Source organism: Ignavibacteriales bacterium, from assembly GCA_026390795.1.
Lineage (GTDB): Bacteria > Bacteroidota > Ignavibacteria > Ignavibacteriales > Melioribacteraceae > Fen-1258.
Genome location: JAPLFG010000003.1, coordinates 866190 through 892936, shown reverse-complemented (window position 1 = coordinate 892936; position 26747 = coordinate 866190). Strand labels below are relative to the sequence as shown.

Sequence of the window (26747 nt, the reverse complement as noted above, 5' to 3'; positions counted from 1 at the left end):
CCCTCGTAAGCGGGAAAGGCGATTATAACAAAGGATTAATATGAACGACACAACAAATATACACGTAGTCTCTCTAAACATCTCCGAAGAAAAAGGTACAATTAAAACTCCAAGAGAAAAAGTTGAAGTTAATGAAAGAGGAATTGTCGGAGATGCTCATTCAGGCAAATGGCACCGACAAGTAAGCATGCTTGCACAAGAAGACATTGAAAAATTTTCCTTATTAGATGCTGATAAAAGAGAATTCCAGCCGGGTGAATTTGCTGAGAATATTACAACCCGCGGAATTGATTTCAAAAAAACCGGCATTCTGGACCGGTTCAAAATCGGTGAAGTTGAATTGGAATTAACTCAGATCGGGAAAATGTGTCACGGTGACGGCTGTGCGATTTTTGTCGAAGTCGGAAAATGTGTAATGCCGAAATCGGGAATATTCACCCGTGTTGTAAAGGGCGGAATAATTTATAAAGGTGATCCGATTGAATATCGACTGCGACCGTTGAAAATAAAAATTATTACTCTCAGCGATAGAGCGAGTGCCGGCGATTACGAAGATAAGAGCGGACCTAAAATAAAAGAGTTGTTAGAAGAATATTTTCAAGATAAACGCTGGCATACGGAATTTTACTATTCATTAATTCCCGATGACGAAAAAAAATTGAGAGACGAATTACAAAAGTCCATAGATGATAATATTGATATAATTTTTACAACCGGCGGTACCGGCATCGGACCGCGCGACATTACGCCCGATGTTGTAGAAAAATTTGTCGATAAACTTGTGCCGGGAATTATGGATCAGATTCGGTTGAAGTATTTTGATAAACTGCCTTCGGCAATTTTGAGCAGATCATTATTCGGCGTGAAAAATCAGACTCTCATTTTTTCTCTTCCCGGGAGCGTTAAAGCTGTTGAGGATTATTTAAGCGAGATTACAAAAATTCTGGAACACTCGATTTTAATGCTGCACGGGTTAGGTCATTGAAGAAATTTAAACCCTCCGTCATGTCGAGCGAAGTCGAGACGCGGCGGGTTTAGTAATTATTTTTCAAGCATGAACGGATAACGGAAATCTTTTCTCGCCACAAAATTTTCTTTAATAGTTCTCGGCGATACCCAACGGACTAAATTCAAAAAACTTCCAGCTTTATCATTCGTTCCGCTGCCGCGTGCGCCGCCAAACGGCTGCTGTCCAACTACCGCACCTGTTGGTTTATCATTTATATAGAAATTACCCGCCGCATGTTTTAATATTCTATCTGCGGTAATAATTGCGAGTCTGTCCTGAGCGAATATTGCGCCCGTTAACGCGTAGGGAGAAGTCTCATCGCACAGATGAAGAGTCTCCTCGTATTTGTTGTCTTCATAAACAAAAACAGTTAGCACCGGACCAAAAATTTCTTCTTCCATCGTTTTAAATTTTGGATTGGTTGTAACAATAACCGTTGGATTAATATAGTAACCAATCTTATCGTTAAACTTTCCACCGACGATTATTTCCGCTTCTTTCGATTCCTTTGCGTATTTGATGTAACCTGTGATTGTATCAAATGCCGCTTGATCAATCACCGCGTTATTATAATTTGAAAAATCAGTTACATCGCCAGTTTTCAATTTTTTCAATTCACTTACAAGATATTCTTTTACTTCCGGCCAAATCGATTTTGGAATATAAGCTCGCGAAGCCGCGGAACATTTCTGACCTTGATATTCAAACGCGCCTTGTATTAAAGATACACCAAGTAATCTTACATCGGTACTCTTATGAGCGAAGACAAAATCTTTTCCCCCGGTTTCTCCTACAATTCTTGGATAACTTTTATACTTGGGAAGATTATTTGAAATTGTTTTCCACATCTGCTGAAATACCGGAGTGCTTCCTGTAAAATGGAGTCCGGCAAAATTTTTATCGTTGAATATAATATCGCCGATTGTAGAACCGGGACCTGGAAGAAAATTAATTACGCCTGGAGGTAATCCTGCTGCTTCAAGTAATTTAACAATATAATATGCGGAATAGACACTTGTAGCTGCCGGTTTCAAGATCGAGACATTTCCCATAATTGCCGGAGCGCCCGGAAGATTCGCGTTGAAAGTTGTAAAGTTGAACGGGGCAATTGCTAATACAAATCCTTCAAGCGGTCTGTATTCCATTCTATTCCACATTCCATGAGGGGAATGTGGTGGTTGTTCCTGATAAATTTTATTTGCGTAATAAATATTGAAACGGAAAAAGTCAGCTGTCTCGCATGCAGCGTCAATCTCCGCCTGATGAACATTTTTACTTTGACCAAGCATACTTGCCGCGTTAAGTGTGTAACGCCAATCGGTTAGAGTTATCATATCGGCGGCTCTGGAAAAAATTGCGACTCTATCCTGCCATTCCATAACGGACCAAATTTTATATGCTTCCATTGCGGAATCAATTGCCATGCGGATTTCTTTTTCACCCGCTTTATGATATTTGCCGAGAATTTTTTTATGATTATGAGGCGCTACAATATTTCCTGTATTGCCTGTTCTAATCTCTTTGCCGCCGATTATAAGAGGAATATCAATCTGCTGATTTTCCATTTCGGCGAGTTTTGCTTTAAGCAATTCTCTTTCGGGTGAACCCGGCGCGTAAGATTTTACTTCTTCATTATCGGGTAAGGTTAAATTGAATATTGCGTTTGCCATAAATAAAATTTTCCCATTTATTTTTATGATAATAACATTTAGAAGGCCAAATCATTCAATTATTAATTCGTAATTTTTATGCCTTGGTGGATACTATTTAAACCAACGATTTTGCCACTAAGACTGTAAAAATCTTCTTAGAAATGTAAAATTTTGTTTGTTACTCTTAAAACACCCGGCGGGGTAAAAAGATTCCAAATAGGCTTCAATTATAAGAATTTCTCTAAAGTCTCTTAAATTAACGATTGTGTTGGGCAATCCTTAAATCATTGTTCAATTTTTGGGATGAGAAATGAAGCAACAAACAAATCAGATGATGTTTTGAGAGAATGCATCATTCCGGCGTGAACAAGGAAATCTCTCCCGACAATTAACTCGACTTCTTTATCCTCCAGAACTCCGAATCCTGTCCCTTTAACACAATAAAATATTTCATCATGTTTCGGATGTTTATGCAAAGCAACATTACTTTCACTTGTAATATGATACACGTTTGTTACAATTTTACTTTTATATTCTTCCGTATTAAGATCAGCCATTCAAGAATCCTTTTTAGAAATTAATAAATTTTATGCGAGCACCTTTTTCATTGCGCTAATAAAGTATTCAATCATTTTCTCGTTGGAATTATAGCCCATCAATCCGATTCGCCAAATTTTTCCGGCAAGCTCGCCGAGTCCGGCGCCAATTTCTAAATTATGTTTTGTTAGAAGATCAACTCTAACCCTAGCTTCATCAATTCCACCCGGAACTTTTATCGCAAGCAGATGAGGGATTCTCTCGCCGCTCGGAACGATCGGCTCTAAATCAAGTTCTACTTTCAATCTCGAAATTAATTTAGCACTGTTCTCTTTATGCCTTCGCCACGCGTTTTCCATTCCTTCATCTTTAAGAATTAAAAGTGCTTCATGTAATCCGTAAAAATGATTGCTCGGCGCTGTGTGGTGATACATTCGTTTTGGTCCGCCGCTCCAATAACCCATCAACAAATTCAAATCATTAAACCAGCTTTGAATCGGAGTTTTTCTGTTCTTAATATGATGAAGAGCTTCTTCGCTGAAACTTACAGGCGACATTCCCGCAACGCACGCCAAACCTTTTTGAGAACATGAATAAACCGCGTCGAGTTTCCAGTCATCAACAAAAACATCCGTTGCACCGAGAGATGTAACAACGTCCGCTACAACAAGACAATTATGTTTGTGTGCGATTTCAGAAAGTTGCTTGATATTAGACAGCGCTCCCGTTGATGTTTCCGCATGAACAAAGGCTACAATTTTAGCATCGGCATTGGCATTCAGAGCGTCTTCAAGTTTCTGAGGTTCGGTAGCGCGTCCCCATGTTTCTTTTACAATTACAGGTTGTCCACCGATCTTCTCAACAATCTGGATCATTCTGTTCGCAAAATATCCTCCGGTGCAGACAACTACTTTATCGCCGGGTTCAATCAAATTTACAAGACAGGCTTCCATTCCAAGCGAGCCGGGACCGGAAATTACAAATGTAGCGTCATTCCCGGTTTTAAATGTGTATTGAAGAAGTGATTTTATTTCATCCATCAATTCAATGAATTGCGGATCGAGATGACCGAGCGTTGCGCGGGACAACGCATCCAAAACTTTCGGATTGACATTCGATGGACCGGGTCCCATTAAAATTCTATGATAAGGACTAAATGATTTGTGAGACATTGCTTTTCCTTTTGTTTATGACAGTCATTGCGAGGAGTAGACCTACCGTAGGCAGATTTACGACGAAGCTATCTTTTATTTTAATTACAAAACTGAAATCACTTCGCCGCGGAGTTTATCCCGAATTGCGGGACTCGTGATGACATATCATCTTTTGACAACTTGTTAATGCAAATCAAAAAATGTTTTCAGTTGTTATCATACAGTCGGCTGAACCAGGTTAATAAGATTGCCGCATGTATCTTCAAACAATACCACCGTAACTTGTCCCATTAGCACCGGCTCTCCTCGGAAAACAACACCAAGCTTTTTTAACCGATCATATTCGGCATTGATATCATTAGAGATAAACGCGGTGGCAGGTATTCCGGCATCGAACAGAGCTTTCTGATATACTTGCGCCGGCGGAAACGCCGCTGGTTCTAGAACTAACTCCCCTCCTTCGATACCATCCGGCGAAACAACCGTAAGCCAGCGGTATTCTCCCATCGGTATATCCGCCATCTTTGTAAAGCCCAGTACGTTTGTATAGAACTTAAGTGCTTCGTTCTGGTCGTTTACCATTAGACTAATAAATTTAATTTGCATAAATACCTTTCTTGTAAGAATAAATTTAACAGGGTTATCTTATTTCAATAATTCAGCATTAACCAAAATTTGTTTGAGTAGTTCTTTATCAGCATCATTCAATTTAGAAAGCGGTGAGCGCGGTTCGCCGCCAAAATAGCCGAGCATATCCATTGCCGCTTTCAATCCGGCAACACCGTACTTTGCAGTAATTGCTTTATTAACCGGCAGCATTCTTTTCTGCAGTTCAAGAGCTTCCGTATGCTTTCCTTCTTCAACTAATTTTTGAATTTGCACACATTCATCCGGCGCAATGTTTGCAAGGGCGAGAATACCGCCGACAGCTCCGACTGTTAAACTTGTATAAAGTACGGATCCTGTTCCGGTTATAGTCGCAAAATTATCGGGAGTTTGTGCTACAAGCTCTGCCGTCTGACGTAAATTTTCAGCGCTGTTTTTTATTCCAGCAATATTTTTATGCTCGGCAAGTTTTGCAACTGTCTCGGCTTCAATGTCAACTCCGGTAAATTTTGGAACGTTGTAAATGATTACCGGTATTTTTGTTTTATCGGCAACCGCGTTAAAATATTTTATGTACGCTGCGGGTTTCATTTCTGATTTGTAAAATGACGGCGTAAGTATTAAAGCATAGTCCGCGCCGCGTTCAGCCGCATCATTGGTTAAAGAAACAGTCTCTCTTATTGAATCAGAGCCTGTTCCGGCAATGAGCAGTTTCTCTTCAGAAATATTTTTCTTAACTGCTTCAACAAGTTTCAGCTTTTCATCACGTTGAAGAAAAACACTTTCACCGTTGGAACCCATTACAACATATCCGCTCAATCCGGTTTTGTTCCATTTTGAAAAATTTCGCGCCAGTTTATCATAAGCGACTTCATCATTAACGAATGGAGTTGCTATAGGAGGCATGATGCCTTTTAATATTTTCATGAGAATTCCTTTGATTAAGTGCCTAAGTAACTTAGTTACTAAGTACCTGAGTAAATTTTAGAATATGTTTTTTAGAACAAACCAGACATTTGCCGGACGTTCAGCCAAGCGTCTCATGTACCAGGGATACCAGAAATCCCCGTAACTTATTAACACTCTAACTTTATGACCTCGATTAACTAGATTCTGCTGATAATTCGGCTTAATGCCGTACAACATTTGAAACTCAACTTGATCTTTTGAAACGCTGTAATGTTTTGCCTCTTTTATAATCTGCGAACATAAATTTTCATCATGCGTGCCGAAAGCAACACGAATTTTATTATTGCTTTTCTTTTTCAACATTACTTTTGCAAGATGAAGATAGTTTGCATCAACATCTTTTTTCAGATTGAAAGCGATATCTGCCGGTTCTTTATATGCGCCTTTGACCAAACGGATATTTGCATCAATGCTCATAAGATCTTCAATATCCTTTTCTGTTCTGTATAGATATGCCTGAATACAGAGCCCCACATTATCAAATTCTTCTCTAATCTTTTTATAGAAGAAAATAGTTTTTTCCGTATAAGCGCTTCCTTCCATATCAATCCAGATCATATTCCCGAGTTTCGCCTTAACTTTTTCAGCAATTGGCTTAAAGCGTTCGTAGGTTTCTTCAAAATCGGAATCGAAACCGAGCTGTGTTAGTTTTAGAGAAATTTCCACATCAAGTTTCTGCTCTGAAATTTTTTCAACCAATTCAAGATAGTGATCGCGGACTTCTAATCCTTCTGAAAGATGTTTGATGTTTTCGCCAAGACGAGTGAAGATGGTCGGGATGGAGTCTTCATTAAATAATTTAGCGGCTTGAAGAGCATCGCTTACATTTTCGCCGGGCATAAATTTTTTAATTGCGCTTCTAACAAATTTCCATTTAGGAACATGAGCACGCATCCATGGATTTTCTGAAGCCCATAGAAGTAGGTTTCGGGAAATTCCCATTGATCACCTTCTTATATTATTTCTTAAACCAATATTATATTTTTTTGCGGATTGGTCAACCATTCACAACCGGTTTCTGTAATTATTATCATTTCTTCAATCGAAACAACTCCGTGCCCGGGAACAGTCAATCGCGGTTCAATAGTAAATACCATTCCCGGTTCTAAATTTTTAAATGGTTTCTGATCATATTTCTCCCATGCCGGTCCAAGCAATGCGGTTCCGTCATGAGGAAATCGTCCTACTTGATGACCGAGTCCGAACGGATATTCATCATATCCGTTTGAAGTGATTGTATCGCGTGCGATTTTATCAATCATGTGACCTTGAGCGCCGGGTTTAATTCCTTGCTTCGCTTTTTCAATTGCTTCTACATTAACATCAAATCCTTTTTGGACAGATGCCGGTGGATTTTTTTCTCCGTCTAGCAAAATATAAAAAGTTCGCTGCATATCTGAACAATAGCCGTTTACCCTAACGCCAAAATCCATATTGAGAAGATGCCCTTTTTCTACAGCACGATCTGTTGGTGCGTAATGAGCCCCCGCTGTTTCAGGTCCGGTAAAAACAGAAGGGCAGACTTTTTCATCCCATGCGAATTCCAATTTTCTCTTTTCAACTTCTTGTTTCATAAATGATGCAATTTCTTTTTCGGTCTTGCCCGGTTTTATAAATTTTGCAGCCAGATCGAATATCTCTTCGGTATGCCTTATTGCTTGTTTGATATTTTCAGCTTCTGATTCTGATTTTCTTTCTCTCAAAGCGGAGACAATTTTTTCTGCAGAGATCAGTCTATTTTCAAAACCAATTTCGGAAAGAACATTTTGAAGAGTGAGATACATTCCGTAAGTAAGCCCGTCGCAAATTTCACTTCCAACTGAATAATTGATTGCGATCTTTTCCGGATTCAATTTTGTTATAAGATTCAGCAAAGGTTTTCTAAACCCTTTTACAAATCCGGTAACCGAATCATATACACCAAGTTCTTCAACTGTTAGGCGGTCATATTCTCCAACAATCGCATGGGCTTCATTCTTTGTAATGATTAATGATGAATGCCAGGTAAGATCGGCTTCAACTAAAAACGCGAGTGTCGGATCGCCGTTAATTGAGGTTTCGCGCGCGAATGTAAGCCAGCAGTCGATATCAAATTCATTTAAAAGTTTTTTTGCCTGTTCGACTTTTTCTCTAATAAGCATTATGAACCTTTAAGAAAATCTTCTTAATATTTTAAGCGATATCAAAACAAGAATTGCCGAGAATCCAAGAAGTCCGGCTAGAACTAAAAAATATTCGTGATGAAGAAAGTTGCTGTAAAACTTACCCATAAATCCGGATCCGTAACTTCCCGCAGCAGTAGCGGCAAACCAGCCGCCCATCATTAACCCTTGAATCTTTGGCGGCGCTACTTTTGATACGAATGATTGTCCCATAGGCGAAATCATTATCTCAGCGATTGTAACAACAAAGTACGTTGAGATGAGCCACATAGGCGACATGTTGTGCGCGTCTGCGTTTCCACCCATCAATGATGCAGGTATCATAATTGCCATCGCGATTCCCATTACAACCATTCCGATAAAAATTTTAACCGGTGTTTGAGGTTCTTTTCCTTTAGCATTCAACTTTGAAAAGAGTGTAAGTAAAATTGGAGTTAGAACTAAAATGAAAAACGGATTAAAAAATTGATATGTCTCGGGGCGAAGCCAATTTAATATTTTAGTAGAACGCTCTGCGAAAAGTGTGAGCGCAAATCCGTTCTGATAAAATCCGATCCAGAAAAAAATTACAATTAAAAATAGAATAACTAGCGTAACAATTCTCTGATTGAATTCTTTTTTATTCATATCAGGCAGACGATCCGCATGTGATATTGAACCGTCATCTTTTTTATTGTGATCTGTAACTACCAATCTCTTTTGTCCGAAAGTAAAAGTGGAAAACGAAATTATCATTCCAATTGAAGCAGCCCAAAATGAAAGACGGTAACTGCCGAAATAACTGCTGAAGAGAGTTGCGGCTAAAGGTGCTATTGCTGCGCCGACGTTAACGCCCATATAATAAATATTAAATCCGGCGTCCTTCAATACTGGAGTTGTCCTGTAAAGATTTCCAACCAGTACAGCCATATTTACCTTAAAAATTCCTGTACCGAATGCTACAAGAAAAAGTCCGATCAGAAAAAACAGAACATTGTTTTTAGATGAGAGTGCTAGAAAAATATACCCAATGCACATCAGCAGAGAACCGATTTTTGCAGTATTGATTTGCCCAAGCACTCTATCTCCGAGCCAACCGCCTAACAGTGGAATAAAATAGACAGTACCGAGAAACCATCCGTAAAAATTCCCCTTAGTCGAATCGTCCCATCCAAACTCGTGTTCCATATAAAGGACAAGAATTGCCATAAGAATGTAAAAACCAAATCGTTCCCACATTTCTGTAAAGAAGAGAACAGGTAAACCGTCAGGGTGTTTTTTAAACATTATTTCCTCGAGTTTTTAATGTATTGTCATTCTGAGGGAGTGTGGATAAAGAGAATCTCAACTTGTTTTTGTTGAGATTCTTAGCTCCGCTCAGAATGACTGATTGGTCAAACTTTATCCGATGCGAATTCTTCAACATCCTCTACAGCTTTTGGAATTGGTCTGCCGAGAACGCGGCTTCCGTTTTTAGTAACAACAATATCATCTTCAATTCTGATTCCGCCGAAGTCGCGGTAAGCATTTACCTTGTTGTAATTAATAAACTCGGTAAACTTTTTCTCTTTTTCCCATTTGTCAATCAATTGAGGAATGAAGTAGATACCAGGTTCAACCGTCATTATAATACCCTGAACGAGAGGTTTTGCGTATCGCAAATATTTCAAACCGAATTGGGTGCTGCGTTTTAATTTATCATCGTAACCAAAATTATTCTCTCCGTAATTTTCCATGTCGTGCACATCAAGACCCAGTAAATGTCCAAGTCCATGAGGCATGAACAAAGCATGCGCTCCGGCTTCAACGGCATTTTTCATATTGCCTTTCATTAAACCAACCGCTTTTAATCCTTCTGCAATTACTTCAACAGATTTAAGATGAACAGTTTTGAAAGGAATTTTAGGTTTAATCTCAGAAATTCCAGTTAATTGTGAAATCAATACGATCTCGTAAATATCTCTTTGACGCGGAGAAAATTTTCCGCTGACCGGAAATGTTCTTGTAATATCGCTTGCGTAATGTAATTCTGTTTCTGCGCCAGAATCATTAACTACAAGATCGCCGTCTTTTAGTTTATTGTTGTACGAGTGATTATGAAGCGTCTCGCCGTGTCGAGAAAAAATTACTGGGAAGGCGAGTCCACTCCCCATCGACATTGAGAGTCCGGAGATAAAACCCATCACATCACGTTCAAGCATTCCCGGTTTGGCAAAACGCATTGCCGACGTCTGCATTTCGTAAGAAATTTCAATCGCTTTTTCTATCTCGGCAATCTCTTCATTCGATTTTACCAAGCGCTGATTTGCAATTGCTTTGATCAACTCGGTTGATGCGTAATCGTTAGCATGTTTAGGCGCGGTGCCTAGAAGTTTATGGAGTTTCAAAATATTATCGTAGCGATATTGGGGAACAAAATGAATTTTTCTCCCATGCTTAATTGCATCCAAACATACATTCTCAAGTTCACTTAACGGTGCAGTTTGCTTAATACCGCATTTCAAAGCCAGCTTTTTTACTGTTGGCTGAGGACCCATCCAGACAATATCGTCTATCGAAAAATCGTTGCCGAAAACAATTTCTTTGTTCTCATCAACATCAATTACGGCGGCAAGTTCCGCCTGATCTAATCCGAAGTAATAAAGAAATGTGCTGTCCTGACGAAAATGGTAAGTGTTGTCGGTGTAATTCATCGGCGCTTCGTTATTGCCGAGAAATAAAATTAAACCACCGCCGATTTTCTTTTTTAATTCCGCTCTGCGCTGAATGTAAGTTTTTGAGTTGAACATAATTTGTCCTTTTCTATTTGTTAAAAATTTTCCGTGTTAATCCGTGTTATCGGTGTCATCCGTGTGCTATAATCGTTAATAGAACGCTGGTAACACAGATGAAGCAGATTTTCACGGATCAATAACCAGTATGTTCTGTTCTACGAATAATTTCATTTTGTAAATCTTCGCCTAGATCAACAAAGTAATCGCTGTAACCGGCGACGCGTACAATCAGATCGCGGTATTTTTCCGGATGCTTCTGCGCCTCTTTCAAAACTTCCGCATTAACAACATTGAACTGCAGATGGTGCCCGTCTAATCTAAAGTATGTTCGAATTAGCTGCAAAACTTTTTCTCTTCCTTCATCGGTTTCTAAAAATGTAGGTGTAAATTTTTGATTTAGTAAAGTACCGCCCGTCCTAAGATGATCAATTTTGGATGCCGATTTAATTACGGAAGTCGGACCGTGCACATCCGCTCCTTGAACGGGAGAAATTCCCTCGCTCACGGGTTCTTTGGCAAATCGTCCGTCCGGAGTAGCGCCAAGCACACTTCCGAAATAAACATGACAAGTTGTTGGAAGAAGATCAATTCTGAAATGACCGCCTTTTGTATTCGGTCTTCCGTCAACCGCTTTGAAATAACTTTCGAAAACTCTGCGGGTTAAATCATCTGCATAATCATCGTCGTTTCCGTATTTCGGAGTTTCAAATAAAAATTTATCACGAGCGTCTTTTTTGTTTTTAAAATTATTATTGAGAAGTTCAATCATCTCTTTCATTGAAAAATTCTTTTTATCAAAGACATTATATTTTATTGATGAAAGCGAGTCGGTAATGGTACCGAGACCAACGCCTTGAATGTATGATGAATTATAACGCGCGCCTCCGGCATTATAATCCTTCCCTTTCTTGATGCAGTCATCAACCAAAATCGATAAAAATGGCGATGGCATATACTCAGCGTAAATTCTTTCAATGATCACGTTTCCTTTAATCTTGATATCAATGAAATGATTCATCTGTTTTTCGAATGCGTCGTAAAGTTCATCAAAAGATTTGAAACTGTTCGAATCGCCGGTTTTAATTCCGATAACTTTTTTAGTGAACGGATCGAATCCGTTGTTAAGAGTAATCTCTAAAATTTTTGGAATGTTGAAATATCCGGTAAGTATGTAAGCTTCTTTTCCGAATGCGCCTGCTTCAACACAGCCGCTTGCACCTCCGCATCTTGCATCAATAATTGATTTCCCCTGCCGTGTCAATTCCTGAATGATCGCGTCCGTATTAAAAATTGAAGGTTGTCCGTAACCTGTCATAATAATTTTGAGAGCGCGCTTTAATAACCGGTCCGGATTTTTTTTGCTAACCTGCACCATTGAACTCGGCTGAAGCAGACGCATCTCTTCAATCACATCGAGTATCATGTAAGTCATTTCGTTTGTTGCGTCCTCACCTTTTGCTGTAACACCGCCGACGTTAATCAAACAAAAATCGGTATATGTATTACTCTCCTGTGCGGTTACACCAACTTTTGGCGGTGCTGGTTGATTGTTAAACTTTACCCAGAATGATTGAAGTAGCTCGCGAGCAAATTCATCGGTCAACAATCCGCTTTCAACATCACGTTTAAAAAATGGATATAGATGCTGATCGAGTCTGCCCGGATTGTATGAATCCCATGTATTGAGTTCCGTTGTGACTCCGAGATGAACAAACCAATAATATTGTAACGCTTCCCAGAAAGTTTGCGGTGCGTTTGCCGGGACACGTTCACAAATTCCGGCCATTGTTTCCAATTCATTTTTGCGCTGTGTATCTTTTTCTGATTTAGCTAGTTCATAGAGCCGTTTTGAATAACGCTTGGCAAATGCAATCAGCGCATCCGCCGCAATTTCCATTGCATGCAGTTCTTCTCTTTTAGCAAATGCTTCCGGATCATTATAAAAATCTAATTTGTTTATCGAGTCTTCAATTTCTTTTTTGAAGTCGAGCATTCCTTTTCTAAAAATTTTATCATCTCCAACAGTATGCCCCGGAGCACGTTGTTCCATGAACTCGGTAAAAATTCCGGCATTGTAAGAATCGCGCCATTGTTCATCAACTTCTTCAAGAATTTTTTCTCTAATGCTTTTACCTTTCCAGAAGGGAGCGACTTCATTCAAAACTACATTTCTGGTTTCATCGCTGCTTTTGAACCAGACTTTCGCACGGTTATGAAGAATCTCTAAGTCTTGTTCTGAGTGAACACAGAGTTCAGGATAAGTCGGCGTTGCCTTAGGTTCGGGTCCTTTTTCTCCAACGAAAAGTTCGCCGTCATTAATGCAGAGTTCCTTGTTTTCTAAAATATATTTTAATGACAAAGCGCGTGCTACCGGAATCGAATGTTTCTGCGCTTCGCCGCTTTTATAAAATTCTGTTAATAGTTGAGCGCGTTCGTGCGAAAGTGTTGGTATTGCATCGAGCGATTGCTGTCTGAGTTTTTTTATCCTTTCTTTCATTTTATCCTCCGATCTTTATCGGAATGCTAAGTTGAGAGAATCTATTTTTTAATTCGTTCATATATTCTTTTGAGGGAGGGATTATATCAATCACTTTATTTAAAATTTTCATCCGGTCGTACTTTGATTTTGCTGTCGAGTGAAACGGAAGCAGATCAATCTCGCGGATGTTCTCGAGAGTTGAGATGAATGAAATTGTTTGAGTAATATTTTCTTCTGTATCAGTCAGACTTGGGATGATGGGGAGACGTAATATAACTTTATTGCCGCGCGAAGAAAGCTCTTCCAAGTTTTTGTGTATTAGTTTATTTGAAACACCGCAATATTCGCAATGAAATTTGTCGTCTATCAGTTTTAAATCGTAAAGAAAAATGTCTGTCAGGTCATAAATTTTTTCAAAATCTGCGAGCGGGGCATAACCGGTTGTATCAATTGCAGTATTAATATCTTTCTTTTTGCATTCTGTAAGAAGCTGATGAAGAAAATCAATTTGCAGCATTGGCTCGCCACCGGAAAATGTAGCCCCGCCTTTGGATTCTTCGTAGAACGGCAAATCTTTTTCAATCTCATGCATTACATCATTAACAGAAACTTGAGAGCCGATCATGTTCCGTTGTGAAGACTCATAAGAAAGATTCCACCGGAAAGAGCAATTATCAATCTTTTCCGGTTCAATTTTCCGGCTTTCGGGATTGTGGCACCACCAGCAAGTTAAAGGGCAGCCTTTTAAGAAAACAGTTGTACGAATACCCGGACCATCGTTAACCGAATATTTTTTTATATCGAAAATGTAACCTGAATTTTGCATTCTCTACTTTTTTTACTCAAATGGTATTTTAGTACTACAGAAAATAGATTTTATTAATTCTCGATTCAATTTTTTATTCGCGGAATATTCATCTAAAGTGCTACTTTCGTAAAGCAAAAATAACATACAATGAAAGATAAATCTAAATCCATTATATATTCACTGCTAGCTGTGCTGGCCTGGTCAACGGTGGCAACCGCTTTTAAGCTTACTCTACAAGGTATAAACACAACACAACTTTTGTTTTATTCTTCCTTAACAAGTCTAGTAGTTCTCTTCATCATTGTTCGGTTAAATTCTCCTAAGGAGTTAAAAAAAATATTTTCCAAGGGACATCTTAAAAGAAATATGATGCTGGGACTTATAAATCCTTTCATTTATTATTTAATTTTGTTCAAAGCATATTCCGTGTTGCCCGCACAGGAAGCGCAACCGATCAATTTAATTTGGCCACTTTTAATCTCAATTTTCTCAGCCATTTTTTTGAAACAGAAAATCTCTGTTAAGACTTATATCGGGCTATTGATTTCATTTTTCGGAATTATAATAATCTCAACGAGAGGAAATATTCTTTCTCTTCAGTTTCATAATTTGTACGGCGTACTTTTGGCGGCAAGCAGTTCAATAATATGGGCGGGCTTTTGGATATTGAATCTTCTTGATAAAAGGGGAGAAGAGATTAAATTATTCGGTGCGTTCTTCTTGGGAACACTTTACACAGGTTTGTACATTCTGTTTTTTGATTCATTTAGCCCAGTTGAATTTAAATACATTCTTGGCGCGGTTTATATCGGCATATTCGAAATGGGAATAACTTTCTTCCTCTGGTTAAAAGCTCTATCACTTAGCGACAACAAAGCAAAAACTTCTACAATTATTTATCTCTTTCCGGTAATATCGTTATTCTTTATTGCGTTAGTGCTTAAAGAAAAATTGTTCATCTCCTCGATTATTGGATTGGTTTTGATTGTCGGCGGAATATTATTTCAGCAGATTAAAGGAAAAACGAAAGAGACTTAACTCAAAACAAATGTTTGTCCAATTTCATCAAGTCCTATCTGCATCTTGTAATTTGGAGCTGAGCGCTTCATCCAATTAATTGCTTCGTTAAACGGTTCCATGCTTTGATTGAAAGTTTTTGTATGGATAGGAATGAAATATTTAGCGTTAATTTCATCTGCCATCTGCAATGCTTGTTCTGGATTGCAATGATTCCGGATCCAAGGATTGTAGGCACCGATCGGCATAATTGCAACATCTATATTTTCATTTTTTAACGGTCGGAGTTTTTCATGCAAAGACATATCTCCTCCGAACAAAACTTTTTTACCGTTACGCTCAATCAAATATGCGTTGTAACTTCTTCCGTCTTTCATAAATCCGCGTGAACGGTCTTTTTCCCATGGAAAGCGCCAGCCAAAATGCTTCACCTCATTTGCTTTTATACGCGTGTCTTGAATTTTTATTTCATCATTCCAATCTAGAACCGAAACCGATTTCCATGGAAGGTCATTTATTACATCTTTGGTGAGGTAAGCAACCACTAAATCAATTTGATCCGGATATTTTTCGGCGAATGCTTTTAATGTCGGGTAATCCATATGATCCATATGCGCGTGAGAAACAAGAATCATATCCGGTTTCGGAAACTCATCAATTTCCACTGCCGGGGGTGTTCTTCGTGACGGACCAATAGATCCTCCGAAAAAATAAACTCCGATACTATTAAACAAAACCGGGTCGGTCAAAATCCATTTACCGAAAAAATTCATAAGGATAGTAGAATGCCCAATCCATGCAATTGTTAAATCGTTATCGCTCCATTTTGAAGGTTCGGGTTTATAATTCAGTTTGATTCGGGGTGCCGCTTTTATATCGGATCTAAGAAATACCGGCGTAAGAAGAGCAGCAATTGCAGTTAAAAAACTATTCTTTATAAATTTTCTACGGTTCATGAAATTCTAAACAGAGATATTATTAAAATAATTCCTTTATACATATGAAAAATTTCAATAATTGTCTTTGCGATCCCAATGAAATTGGGAGAAGCAAACTAATTTTTGCACCTTTATTAATAATTAAGATTGCTTCGTCATTTTCCCGAAGGGATCCCTTCGGGACATTCCTCGCAATGACAATCGAGAAATTCTAGATTACGGATTTCCAATGGTTGGATTACTCTATCAAGAACATCTAATAAAGAGAATGAATAAAAGTCAGTCTAGGACAATTTCGTTTGAGAGCTCATTTGTGTCGTCGGTTTTACGCGGAAAGTGCTCGGAAAGAATTTTTCCAACCCTATCAATTCCCCAAATTATTCCATCGCAGAATTTACCGTTTTGAAATTGCAGCTGAATTTCATCCCTTACATTATCCCATGCCGATTGACCGACTATTTTATCTATGCCGCTGTCGGCAAGAATATAGAATTGTTTCTCTCCTAGGAGAAGATAAAGAAGAATTCCGGTTTTATCCCGTGTGTTGTGCATGTTGAGTTTGTGGAATTCATTTTCCGAAAGCTGGCGGATATTTTTCTTTCTTTCCGAAAAACGTTTTTTCTCTTTTATTGCAACTCGGATTTCACCGGAGGTAATTTTCTCCATCTCCTTAATTTTATTAGAGACGCGGAGAAAATCGTCATCGTTAAAGAATTGATAAATTAGTTTATCCATTGTATTCCTTCTTTGTGCAAAGATAATAGATGAGTTCATCAAATGAAACAATCCTCTTTTCAATTTTTTATATATTTGTTCTGCATTTATAAACAAATTATGGAAACTAATAATGTACAAAGTAGTTTTACTCAGACACGGCGAAAGCGAATGGAACAAATTAAATCTTTTTACAGGCTGGACAGATGTTGATCTATCCGAAAAAGGATTTGAAGAAGCTAAGCAAGCTGGTATAGTTCTTAAGAATGAAGGCTATACTTTCGACATCGCATTTACATCTGTATTGAAACGGGCAATTAGAACATTAAATATGACTTTGGAAGGATTGGATTTATTCTGGATTCCAGTTATAAAATCATGGCGCTTGAATGAAAGACATTACGGCGCACTTCAAGGCTTGAACAAAGCGGAAACAGCGGAAAAGTATGGCAACGAAAAAGTAAAAATTTGGAGAAGGAGTTACGATGTTCCGCCCCCGGCACTTGAAGAAACTGACGACCGTTACCCTGGTAAAGATCCTCGTTATTCAGATCTTGATAAGAAAGATATTCCTCTAACTGAAAGTTTGAAATTAACGGTTGATAGATTTCTTCCATACTGGCATGAAACTATTGCCCCGGTAATTAAAAGCGGCAAACGTGTAATCGTAGTTGCGCATGGAAATAGTATCCGCGCGCTTGTAAAATACCTTGATAACATTTCAGAAGCTGAGATTACGGAACTCAATATTCCAACAGGTATTCCATTGGTTTATGAACTTGATAAGGATTTGAAGCCGATCAAACATTATTATCTCGGCGATCAGGACGCTATTAATGCGGCTATAAATGCGGTAGCAAAACAGACTGAAAAGAAGTGAAAATAAATGATGTTGCATAGTATGAAGATAAAATTTATTATTGCATCAACGATAGGAGAAAGCATAGTTATTTCTACAATAACTAATTCAGCAGGAAGATGTATGAAACGGACAGCTCTTGTTTTTTCCCTTCTCCTTTTTTCTCTTACCTCAGTTTATTCACAAACGGTAATCGGTAAATACGCCGGAGAATTTTTAGCAATCGGTGTAGGCGGACGTGCGCTTGCAATGGGAAGCGCTCAAGTTGCGGTTGTCAATGACGTTACTTCGGGATATTGGAATCCAGCAGGACTTGCCCGCTTAAATTATCCTCAAGTTGCATTGATGCATGAAGAACATTTTGGAAGTCTTGTTAATTATAACTACGCAGCGGTTGCAATTCCCTACGGAAAAGATATGAGTATCGGTTTGAGCTTAATGCGTTCAAGCATTGATGGAATTCCCGATACACGAAACGCATTGTATGATGCAAACGGCGATGGAATACTTGATATTCATACCGGAGACCGTTTAGACGCATCAAAAATAACCGAATTCAGTAATGCAGATTGGGCTCTTTACCTAACTTTTGCCAAACGCCAATCGGATAATTTTTACTGGGGCGCAAACGTTAAAATAATAAGAAGAGATCTTGCAGAATTCGGTGCCACCGGAATCGGGTTTGATGTCGGAGCGGTTTACACACCGATCGAAAATTTATTTCTTGGCGCTAACGTTCAAGATGTTACAACAACACTGGTTGCCTGGAGTACAGGAAGGAATGAGTTGATTACTCCAACTGCTAAAATTGGTGCTGCTTACTCAATGATTTTTCCAGGCGGAACAATTATGCCGGTTGTTGATTTTGATATCCGGTTTGAAAATAGAAAGTCTGCTTCAACATTCGCTATTGGTCCGGTTAGCTTTGATGCACATGCCGGCTTCGAATATAAATTTAAAAATATTTTTGCAGTTCGTGCCGGTTATAACGAGGTAAAACAATTTACAGTTGGTGCGGGGATATTTTTGCCGAAGCTGCAAGTTGATTATTCGTTCGCACGTTTTAGCCAATCTGCTGCAGACAGGCTTCCGGATACACACCGTATTTCTTTGATACTAACTCTTGAGCAGCCAAAGTTCATGCGCGACGGAATGTAATAATATGTAGAGACGGGACATGTCCCGTCTCATTGTTTTAAACCCCCGGAATCTTTTCGTATTTTTCTAAGCACAATTCAATTCAAAATTTTATAAAAATGAAGATCGTTAAAAATATTTTTTCAATTCGATTAGCTAACGATGTAATTCGCGGGCTGATAATTTTTACTATTCTGCTTCTAACATCGTGTGCAGTCAGCCGTTCTTCAATGTACGATTCTGATTCTCCTCTAACAAAGGAGATAGCCGAGGCAAAAACTTTGCAACTCAAAATTAGAATTCCGCAAGGCTGGTTCACAGCAGAAGAAAATGAAAACAATTTGATTGATCTATGGTTAATTAAAGATGATTATTCCGCCACATTAAATTTTGTTACGCTAAATCTCGATTCTGCAACGGTGAAAGAGATCAGTAGTGATGAGATTAACGGATTAGTAAGATTGAGCGAATTATTCAGAAAAGCAAAATTCGGCAAGTCTATTCAAAAATTTTCCAACCAAGAGATTTTCGAAATCAATAAAAAACAATTTGCCGCTTATGAATATGAAGACAGCTCAAAACGGTTAATTCGTGTTGTAGTATTCAGTTACGGTTCGAAGTATTATGAACTCTCGGCTATTCCGGTCAAAACACAAAACCTTCAAGAACTTTACAAAATTCAGAATTCGATTCTTTCCTCAATAGATTAAAAAAGTTTTATTCCGGCAGGCAACATTTTTGCCTGTTAAGCATCTTTAAGTAAAGGAAGAACATCTTTTGAGCGATTCGGCAAAAAATATCGTTGAGTTTACGCTGATTTACAATCAGCATAAAACCAGGCTTTATAATTACGCGCGTAAAATGCTCGGCGATAAAATGACATGTGAGGATATAATTCAAAATGTTTTTGTGAAATTTTTTGAGAATATGAGCAAAATCCGGAATTCCGAGCGTGTTGATGTATGGCTTTTTACAGCAACACGAAATGCGATCTATACATTTTACAGAACAAAAAGTACACATGTGGATCAATTCGGAGTACTGGACAGTGATGAAATTGAGATTGATTCTTTAGTAAAAATTGAAGATGAATTTGAGGTAAAAGAATTGAATGAGATGATCATGAATGAACTTGATAAAATATCAATTGAACAGCGTGATGTTTTTCTCTTAAAAGAATATGGCGGACTTTCTTACAAAGAAATTTCCGATGTAATGAAAATTGACGAAGATCTTGTTAAAAGCCGATTGTACAAAACACGGCAAAAGTTAATTCATAAACTTTCAAAGGTTGTTTGTTTCTAAAGGGGGAAAATTAAAATGAAGAAGAAAATATCTATAACGTTAATTATGATTCTATCTTTAGTCACTCCGGTATTGAATGTAAGCCATGCTCAAGTAATTAAAAATGCTTACAGCGATAGTCTTCTTACACTATGCAAGAAAAATTTTAATGAAGGTTTGTATAAAAAAGCTGTAATGCTTTATAATGATGCGGATTTTGAAAAACTTTCTGCCGAAGAATTGTTTTATATCGGCTTATCCTTTAATAATCTGCGCGAGACTATTAAAGCATCGCAATATTTCAAAAAAGCAGTTGAATTGGCTTCTGATCATAATGGCTATAAAATTCAGCTAGCACGTACGCTTTCGCAACTCGGTAAAACAAACGAAGCAATTGATAATTACCAAACTATAATAAAGATCGATTCAAACAATGTAACGGCTCTCAATGAAGTTGGACTTTTATATTTCGATTCGAGAGATTATGAGAAAGCGATCGAAATGTTCACTCGGCTTGTAACAATTAACAGTAATGATTTTTTGAGTAGTTATTACTTGGGCTATTCAATGACGCTTTCTCAAAATCCTAATCTTGCTGAACCGGCAATAAAACATCTGGAACATTCAGTCGCTTTGAATCAAGAATATCTTCCGGCAATAAGTTTGCTTGCCTCGAGCAAATTTAATTTGCAGAAATATTACGATGCCAATGCATTGTACAGCATGGCTATAAAACTCCGTCCGCTAAATGCGGATTTTTATTTCAGATCCGGTATGTGTTATGAACGGCTGAATTTATACAGCGAGGCGGCAAACCAATATTCAAAAGCAGTTGCTCTTGATTCCAACGAGGCAAACTACTTTGATCACCTTGGCTTTGTTCAATACAATATGAATAATTATGCTTCAGCGGTTAGGGCATATAAAATGGCTGCTTCGCTTGATGATAATCCGACTTACTTTATAAATATCGGCTACACATACGCTAAGATGGATTCAGTTAAAAAATCGATCGAGTCGTTTCAGAAAGCATTATCACTTATGCCGGTAGATAAAATCGGGAATATTTATAATCAGATTGGTGCGGTGTATTACACGAAGAAAAATTATAAAGAAGCAAAAGCCGCTTATATGAAATCACTTTTATATTCTCCGGAAAATATTGACGCACAATTTTATATCGCTTTAATAAATGATAAGCTGATGGATTGGAAGAATGCAAATCTCGCTTATAAAAAAGTGATAGAACTTGCGGCGGATGATTCACTGCAAACTGAAAGAGTGAATTTTGCAAACAAAAGAATTAAAGAATTGAAAAGAAGATAAATGAAAAGGAGTTATGCTATGTCCACGAACGAAATTATTGCTATGATCGATCTTTACTTCGATGGTGAACTTGAAAAGGGGAAAGAACCAATTATGTTCACAATGCTTTCACAAGATTTGGAAGGGCGTGAATACTTTAAAAAGTTGAATGCGCTTAAAAGCGGTTTGACAAACTCTGTAGAAGAATTCCCGGGTAAGCTTGATGAAAAAATTCTCCGCTCGATAGAAAAGATAGAGGGAAAACAGACAGAAACATTCATATATAGAAAAGTTTTCAACGCAGTTACATATTCATTCACAGTTATACTTCTGATTCTTACAATAATTTTTTATTCAAGGTCGGAAGATTATAAAGTTCAGTTTTCTGATTTAACGCGCGAAGTCAAAAAACAGAACGACAAGCTCGAACTTATAATGAATGCAATTCCTCCTGTTGAAGTTACGGGTGCATATTTAAGAACAAAACAAATTGTAGTTAGACCAACCATGTGAGGTAATTATGAAAACGAAAATGATTTTAATTCTGTTATTAATTTCTTTTGCCGGATTGTACGCCCAGCAAAAAGCAAAATTGCAAAAAGTAGATGAAACGGGATTTATAGAAGTAGATAAAGCACCGGAACTGATTTCTAAAATGAATCCGGAATATCCCAAATTAGCAAAACTTGCCGGTATTGAAGGAACTGTTTATCTAAAACTTCTGATTGACGAAAAGGGAAATGTTGTGAAAGCAAAAGTTGAAAAAGGAGTTAAGGATATGCTTGATGAAGCAGCTTTGAAAGCCGTGAAAAAGGCAAAATTCTCGCCAGCTATTTTAAAAGATAAACCAATAAAAGTATGGGTTGTTCTTCCGATTGCTTTTAAACTGAGTTTTAATGAGAATGAACCAAAGATAGTTTCTCCTGGTATACAAGCACCTTCGAATATTTCTGATGAAGAACCTAATCCAGATGCAAAAGTAGAGTATGAGAAAGGGCCAGAACCAATCGAATTTGCAAAGCCGGCTTATCCGGAAGAAGCCAAAAAAAATAATATTACGGGAAAAGTATTTGTAAAAGTTCTTATTGATAAAGAAGGAACTCCTAAAAAGGCGATGGTAATTGAAAGCGATAATGACATTTTCAATCAATCGGCGATGGACGCGATAATGAAATCAAAATTTACTGCAGCAGTTAACAAGGGAGAAAAAATTCCTGTGTGGGTTGTAGTACCGTATAAGTTTACACTTGAAGGTGAAAAGAAAAAATAATATTTCTTTTCTCTTAGAGCGGACTTCGGTTCGCTCTTTTTTTTGTGTTTCGTCTTCGCTCAACATGACAGCGCGACTTGGAGTTTATATGGTAACCTTGGAATCAGAGTGACAATGAGCAGAAACCGAACTTAATTCTGTGTTATTACATCTCCACATTATGAAATTCGTATTGATAATTAATTGCTCTGTCAATAACTTTGTTCCAAAAGGGAAAAGTCATTCCGAGCGGAGACGAGGAATGTGGGTCTACATTCTAAAATGTGCAGATGGAAGTTATTATACCGGTGTAACTAATAATTTAGAAAGAAGAATAACTGAACATCAATATGGTGCACATGATGGATATACTTCTGTCAGATTGCCCGTCGAGTTAGTTTTCTCGCAAGAAATTAGTAATCCTTTAGATGCAATAGCTGCAGAAAAACAGATTAAGGGATGGTCGAGAGCAAAAAAGGAAGCACTTATCAGAGCCGATTTTAATTTGCTTCACGAGTTAGCAGAATGCAAAAATGAAAGTCATTCTAAGAATAAAAACTAGGATCACGCAACCCCTTGGTCATGCTTCGTCTCCGCTCAGCATGACAGTTGGATTATATTTGCACAACTTGCACAACTTGAAATTGCTAATCACTCACCCCGTTTCTAACTTTGTATTCAAATAAATTTAGTCATCCCGAGCAGAGACGAGGAATGAGAAACTGCAATTTATCTTTCTCTAGCGCATTTCGTCTTCGCTTTAAATAACTGACTATTAATAAATATGAAAACATCTATTCCAAATACCGAATACGGCGCGTTTGAGCTTAAGAAAATCTATAAGAAAAACTACTTCATTGGTTTTATTGCAGCGATAATATTTCATCTCATTGTTATTGCTCTTTATATTATTATTAAGCCGGAAGGGCAATACGAACCGGAGAATGGAATAAAAATTAGGATTCTCAAATATGCAGAGCTCGGTCCGCCGCCGTCAATCATCAGAAATGAACCACAGACTGAAAAAATAAATGCACCGAAACCGAATTTTGGCAAACCTGTAGCCGCTAAAAAAGGAGAGGCGGTCAGCGAATTTGAAGTGCCGAAAGAAACCGGTACACAAGGAGATGTAAAAGTTGAGCCGCCTAAAGCTGAAGTGAAAAAAGAAGTTGTTGATGAGACATATTATGTTGCCGTTGATATGATGCCTGAACCAAGCGGCGGCATTGAAGCAATTCAAAAAAAAATAGTTTATCCACCAATAGCGCGCCGGGATAAAGTTGAAGGTAAAGTAATTATAAAAGCATTCATTGATGAATCCGGTTCGGTAAGACGGGCAGAAGTAATAAAAGGAATTGGAAGCGGCTGCGACGAAGCCGCGATTGCTGCGGTGATGAATTCAAGATTTCGACCCGGAAGAATGAAAGGTAAAGTTGTTAAAGTTCAGCTAACGATATCGCTGGTTTTTAAGTTGTAGAAGGAATTGAACATTCGAGGCTTACATGAGTTTGAAACCTCGAATGCCTGCGTATAAAAATTACATACTGATTACATCGTTGTAGATTATAAACGCCATCAAAATAAGAAGAAGTGCAAATCCTATATTCTGAATTACCATCTTAATTTTAATTGGAAGTTCTTTCTTGAAAATTCCTTCAAGAAGAAGAATAACAAAATGTCCACCGTCCAAAACCGGGAACGGAAGAATATTTATTATTGCCAAACTCAAACTTAACATCGCTAAGAAAAGTAGAAACGAAATTATTCCCGTATCAGCCGATTTAACTGCAATCTGGGCAATCTTTATTGGTCCGCCAAATGCCTGCTTAAATGCAATCTTTCCTGTAATAACATTTTTCAACATGCTGAAAGTTAGAGTTGTGTACTGAGCAGCATCAGCAAAGGCATGAGTAGCTGAACCGAAGAAGCTATAAGTACGGTATTCAATTTCGCCTGTGTATGCAACCGAATGACTAATACCGATCTTTCCATCTTCGGCAGGTTTCACTGAAGTGCGGACAGTATCTTTTCCTCTAAGGAGAACCACCGGAAGGTTTGTTTCCTTATTCGAAGTTACAATTTCGTTTATCTGTTCACCGTCATTAATATGTATATTATTTATTGATAGAATAGTGTCGCCGGCCTTCATCTGCGCATCTTCAGCCGGAGAATTTTTTATCACTTCAACAATATATGGCTGGGTAGTGGGATAAGGGAATAGAAAAAATCTCTTTTGAGAATTTTCCGTGATAAATTTATTAGAAATGAAAATATTTTTTTCTGCACCGTTTCTTTCTACTTTTACAGAAATATCTTTTGATTGATTGTTGAGTACTATATTATTAACTACTTCTTCCCAATCTTTAACCGGTACTCCATTTATGGATAAGATTTTATCATATGCTTGAAAGCCTGCTTTTTCCCCGGCGCTTCCATGATCTATTTTTGCAACCGTTACGGATTTTGGAACTTCCTTACCATGGAAAAAATTAATTCCCCAGAAGATCATAATAGTAAGAGTTAAATTCATCAATACGCCGGCTGTTATAACAAAAAGCTTTGGTAAAGTTTTCTTCGCTCTGAATTCGTATGGCTTTGGTTCCGTGTTCGCAAATTTGGTATCGAAACTTTCATCAACCATACCGGCTATTTTTACATAACCGCCGAGTGGAAGTAATGATAATCTATAATCTGTGTTTCCTTGTCCGTCAAAATCTTTTGGAAGGTTGCCGAATGTGAATCCCGTAAGTTTATTCCAGCCGAATAATCTTTGTCCGAATCCAATTGCAAAAACATCAACACGCATTTTGGAAAGTTTGGCTGCAGCAAAATGTCCAAACTCGTGTACAAAGACTAAGATTCCAATAGTGATAATGAAGTAGAGAAAATAATCCGCAGAGTTTACTACATTATCCAATATGTGTTTTAGAAATTCCATTCGATCCTTTAATTATATTTTTTTAGAAGAAATTCTCTTGTTCTAAAGTCGCATTCAACAATTGTTTCAAGATCGGCATCTTTATGATTGTCAATCTTGTTCAGTGCTTCGGTAATCATTTCCGGAATTTGAATAAATTTAATTTTTCCGCAAAGAAATTTTTCAACCGCAACTTCATTAGCAGCATTAAGAATACAGGAAGCAGTTCCGCCCTCTGCTATAACATCGTAAGCAATTTTAAGGCATGCAAATTTATCAAAATCCGGCTCAAAAAACGTCAATTGATTTATTTTCCTAAAGTCAGTTTGAACATGCTTAAAATAATATCTTTCAGGATAACTCAAAGCATAAATAATCGGGAGTTTCATGTCCGGTGAACTTAGCTGTGCTTTGATTGAACCGTCTATAAATTCAACCATTGAATGAATTATAGATTGAGGATGAATTATCACTTCAATTTGTTCTTTAGTCAAATTAAAAAGCCAAAACGCTTCTATAACTTCAAGACCTTTATTCATCATTGTTGCAGAATCGATTGTTATTTTATTTCCCATCTTCCAATTAGGATGTTTTAAAGCCTCTTCAACAGTTACTTTTTTAAGATCGTTCTCACTTTTGTTTAAAAATGGTCCGCCAGATGCCGTAAGAATTATTTTTTGAATCTCTTTTTGTTCTTCTCCCTTCAAACATTGAAAGATTGCACTATGTTCCGAATCAATAGGGATTAATTCCGAGTTATATTTTTTGCAAAGATCAATTACAATTTGTCCGGCTGTAACAAGCGTTTCCTTGTTGGCAAGCGCAATTCTTTTATTCAGATTGATTGCTTCGATGGTCGGTGCTAATCCGGCAAATCCTACCATTGCAGAGACAAGTATGCCGTAATCCCCGCGTCTTGTTATCTCCAGCAATCCTTCATTCCCGGAAAGGACTTCACATTTGTTTCCAATTCTCTGTTTAAGCTCTTTCGATTTTAATTCATCTCTAACCGCAACAATTTTTGGATGAAATTCTTCTATTTGTTTTTCAAGCAGTTCAATATTAGTATTGGCAGTTAGACCGGTAATCTCAAATTCTTGAGGGAATGAACGGACTATCTCGAGTGTGTTTACACCTATTGAGCCGGTAGATCCTAAAATTAAAATTTTCTTCATTTTTTTGTAACTCATGCATTAAT

General features: G+C 37.7%; 26 protein-coding genes. 11 read left to right on the top strand and 15 right to left on the bottom strand.

Features of this window, described 5'->3' with window-relative positions:
- The first annotated feature begins 40 nt into the window (after nt 1-40).
- Nucleotides 41-985 (top strand): molybdopterin-binding protein, encoded by a 945-nt coding sequence (locus tag NTX65_07545; protein MCX6169175.1) that lies wholly within the window; start codon nt 41-43, stop codon nt 983-985.
- A gap of 56 nt (nt 986-1041) precedes the next feature.
- On the opposite strand, the gene pruA is transcribed toward NTX65_07545, so the two are convergent.
- The 11 genes from pruA to NTX65_07490 form a co-directional block, all read right to left on the bottom strand.
- Nucleotides 1042-2679 (bottom strand): L-glutamate gamma-semialdehyde dehydrogenase, encoded by a 1638-nt coding sequence (gene pruA, locus NTX65_07540; protein ID MCX6169174.1) that lies wholly within the window; start codon nt 2677-2679, stop codon nt 1042-1044.
- A 266-nt stretch (nt 2680-2945) separates the two neighbouring features.
- Nucleotides 2946-3218 (bottom strand): cupin domain-containing protein, encoded by a 273-nt coding sequence (locus tag NTX65_07535; GenBank protein MCX6169173.1) that lies wholly within the window; start codon nt 3216-3218, stop codon nt 2946-2948.
- Nucleotides 3219-3248: 30 nt separating this feature from the next.
- Nucleotides 3249-4370: an alanine--glyoxylate aminotransferase family protein gene (locus NTX65_07530; protein MCX6169172.1), complete on the bottom strand. Its 1122-nt coding sequence runs from the start codon at nt 4368-4370 to the stop codon at nt 3249-3251.
- A 198-nt stretch (nt 4371-4568) separates the two neighbouring features.
- Nucleotides 4569-4958: a VOC family protein gene (locus NTX65_07525; GenBank protein MCX6169171.1), complete on the bottom strand. Its 390-nt coding sequence runs from the start codon at nt 4956-4958 to the stop codon at nt 4569-4571.
- A gap of 39 nt (nt 4959-4997) precedes the next feature.
- Nucleotides 4998-5885 carry a dihydrodipicolinate synthase family protein gene (locus NTX65_07520; protein ID MCX6169170.1) on the bottom strand — a complete coding sequence of 296 codons (888 nt, stop codon included), beginning with the start codon at nt 5883-5885 and terminating at the stop codon, nt 4998-5000.
- Between the two features lie 57 nt (nt 5886-5942).
- The gene (locus NTX65_07515; GenBank protein MCX6169169.1) at nt 5943-6869 is read right to left on the bottom strand and encodes a proline dehydrogenase family protein; all 927 of its coding nucleotides are present in this window, start codon (nt 6867-6869) and stop codon (nt 5943-5945) included.
- 23 nt (nt 6870-6892) lie between these two features.
- Nucleotides 6893-8068, bottom strand: a complete 1176-nt coding sequence (locus tag NTX65_07510; protein MCX6169168.1) for a Xaa-Pro peptidase family protein — start codon at nt 8066-8068, stop codon at nt 6893-6895.
- Between the two features lie 9 nt (nt 8069-8077).
- The gene (locus NTX65_07505; GenBank protein MCX6169167.1) at nt 8078-9355 is read right to left on the bottom strand and encodes a peptide MFS transporter; all 1278 of its coding nucleotides are present in this window, start codon (nt 9353-9355) and stop codon (nt 8078-8080) included.
- A 107-nt stretch (nt 9356-9462) separates the two neighbouring features.
- Nucleotides 9463-10857: an aminopeptidase P family protein gene (locus tag NTX65_07500; protein ID MCX6169166.1), complete on the bottom strand. Its 1395-nt coding sequence runs from the start codon at nt 10855-10857 to the stop codon at nt 9463-9465.
- 118 nt (nt 10858-10975) lie between these two features.
- Nucleotides 10976-13339, bottom strand: coding sequence for a glycyl radical protein (locus NTX65_07495; protein MCX6169165.1), 2364 nt, complete (start codon nt 13337-13339; stop codon nt 10976-10978).
- 1 nt (nt 13340) lies between these two features.
- Nucleotides 13341-14147: a glycyl-radical enzyme activating protein gene (locus tag NTX65_07490; GenBank protein MCX6169164.1), complete on the bottom strand. Its 807-nt coding sequence runs from the start codon at nt 14145-14147 to the stop codon at nt 13341-13343.
- Nucleotides 14148-14276: 129 nt separating this feature from the next.
- Here NTX65_07490 and NTX65_07485 point away from each other — a divergent pair, with 129 nt between their 5' ends.
- Nucleotides 14277-15167, top strand: coding sequence for a DMT family transporter (locus NTX65_07485; GenBank protein ID MCX6169163.1), 891 nt, complete (start codon nt 14277-14279; stop codon nt 15165-15167).
- On the opposite strand, the gene NTX65_07480 is transcribed toward NTX65_07485, so the two are convergent.
- Both NTX65_07480 and NTX65_07475 read right to left on the bottom strand, forming a co-directional pair.
- The gene (locus tag NTX65_07480; protein ID MCX6169162.1) at nt 15164-16102 is read right to left on the bottom strand and encodes an MBL fold metallo-hydrolase; all 939 of its coding nucleotides are present in this window, start codon (nt 16100-16102) and stop codon (nt 15164-15166) included. The two genes, NTX65_07485 and NTX65_07480, sit on opposite strands and share 4 nt — an antisense overlap.
- Nucleotides 16103-16363: 261 nt before the next feature.
- A complete protein-coding gene (locus tag NTX65_07475; protein ID MCX6169161.1) occupies nt 16364-16819 on the bottom strand; it encodes a TPM domain-containing protein in 456 nt (151 codons plus the stop codon).
- 112 nt (nt 16820-16931) lie between these two features.
- Here NTX65_07475 and gpmA point away from each other — a divergent pair, with 112 nt between their 5' ends.
- From gpmA to NTX65_07430, 9 genes are all read left to right on the top strand, one after another.
- Entirely contained in the window at nt 16932-17678 is a 747-nt protein-coding gene (gpmA, locus tag NTX65_07470; GenBank protein ID MCX6169160.1) for a 2,3-diphosphoglycerate-dependent phosphoglycerate mutase, read from the top strand.
- Between the two features lie 102 nt (nt 17679-17780).
- The gene (locus tag NTX65_07465; protein MCX6169159.1) at nt 17781-18815 is read left to right on the top strand and encodes a PorV/PorQ family protein; all 1035 of its coding nucleotides are present in this window, start codon (nt 17781-17783) and stop codon (nt 18813-18815) included.
- Nucleotides 18816-18913: 98 nt separating this feature from the next.
- A complete protein-coding gene (locus tag NTX65_07460; GenBank protein MCX6169158.1) occupies nt 18914-19504 on the top strand; it encodes a hypothetical protein in 591 nt (196 codons plus the stop codon).
- Between the two features lie 67 nt (nt 19505-19571).
- Entirely contained in the window at nt 19572-20099 is a 528-nt protein-coding gene (locus NTX65_07455; protein ID MCX6169157.1) for an RNA polymerase sigma factor, read from the top strand.
- A 15-nt stretch (nt 20100-20114) separates the two neighbouring features.
- The gene (locus tag NTX65_07450; protein ID MCX6169156.1) at nt 20115-21404 is read left to right on the top strand and encodes a tetratricopeptide repeat protein; all 1290 of its coding nucleotides are present in this window, start codon (nt 20115-20117) and stop codon (nt 21402-21404) included.
- A gap of 18 nt (nt 21405-21422) precedes the next feature.
- Nucleotides 21423-21896 carry a hypothetical protein gene (locus tag NTX65_07445; GenBank protein ID MCX6169155.1) on the top strand — a complete coding sequence of 158 codons (474 nt, stop codon included), beginning with the start codon at nt 21423-21425 and terminating at the stop codon, nt 21894-21896.
- 7 nt (nt 21897-21903) lie between these two features.
- On the top strand, nt 21904-22653 hold the full coding sequence (locus NTX65_07440; GenBank protein MCX6169154.1) for an energy transducer TonB: 750 nt from the start codon (nt 21904-21906) through the stop codon (nt 22651-22653).
- Between the two features lie 241 nt (nt 22654-22894).
- Nucleotides 22895-23194 (top strand): GIY-YIG nuclease family protein, encoded by a 300-nt coding sequence (locus NTX65_07435; GenBank protein ID MCX6169153.1) that lies wholly within the window; start codon nt 22895-22897, stop codon nt 23192-23194.
- 222 nt (nt 23195-23416) lie between these two features.
- Nucleotides 23417-24109, top strand: a complete 693-nt coding sequence (locus NTX65_07430; GenBank protein MCX6169152.1) for a TonB family protein — start codon at nt 23417-23419, stop codon at nt 24107-24109.
- Nucleotides 24110-24169: 60 nt separating this feature from the next.
- On the opposite strand, the gene rseP is transcribed toward NTX65_07430, so the two are convergent.
- Both rseP and NTX65_07420 read right to left on the bottom strand, forming a co-directional pair.
- The gene (gene rseP / locus NTX65_07425) at nt 24170-25570 is read right to left on the bottom strand and encodes an RIP metalloprotease RseP (GenBank protein ID MCX6169151.1); all 1401 of its coding nucleotides are present in this window, start codon (nt 25568-25570) and stop codon (nt 24170-24172) included.
- An 8-nt stretch (nt 25571-25578) separates the two neighbouring features.
- Nucleotides 25579-26724 carry a 1-deoxy-D-xylulose-5-phosphate reductoisomerase gene (locus tag NTX65_07420; protein ID MCX6169150.1) on the bottom strand — a complete coding sequence of 382 codons (1146 nt, stop codon included), beginning with the start codon at nt 26722-26724 and terminating at the stop codon, nt 25579-25581.
- Between the last annotated feature and the right edge of the window lie 23 nt (nt 26725-26747).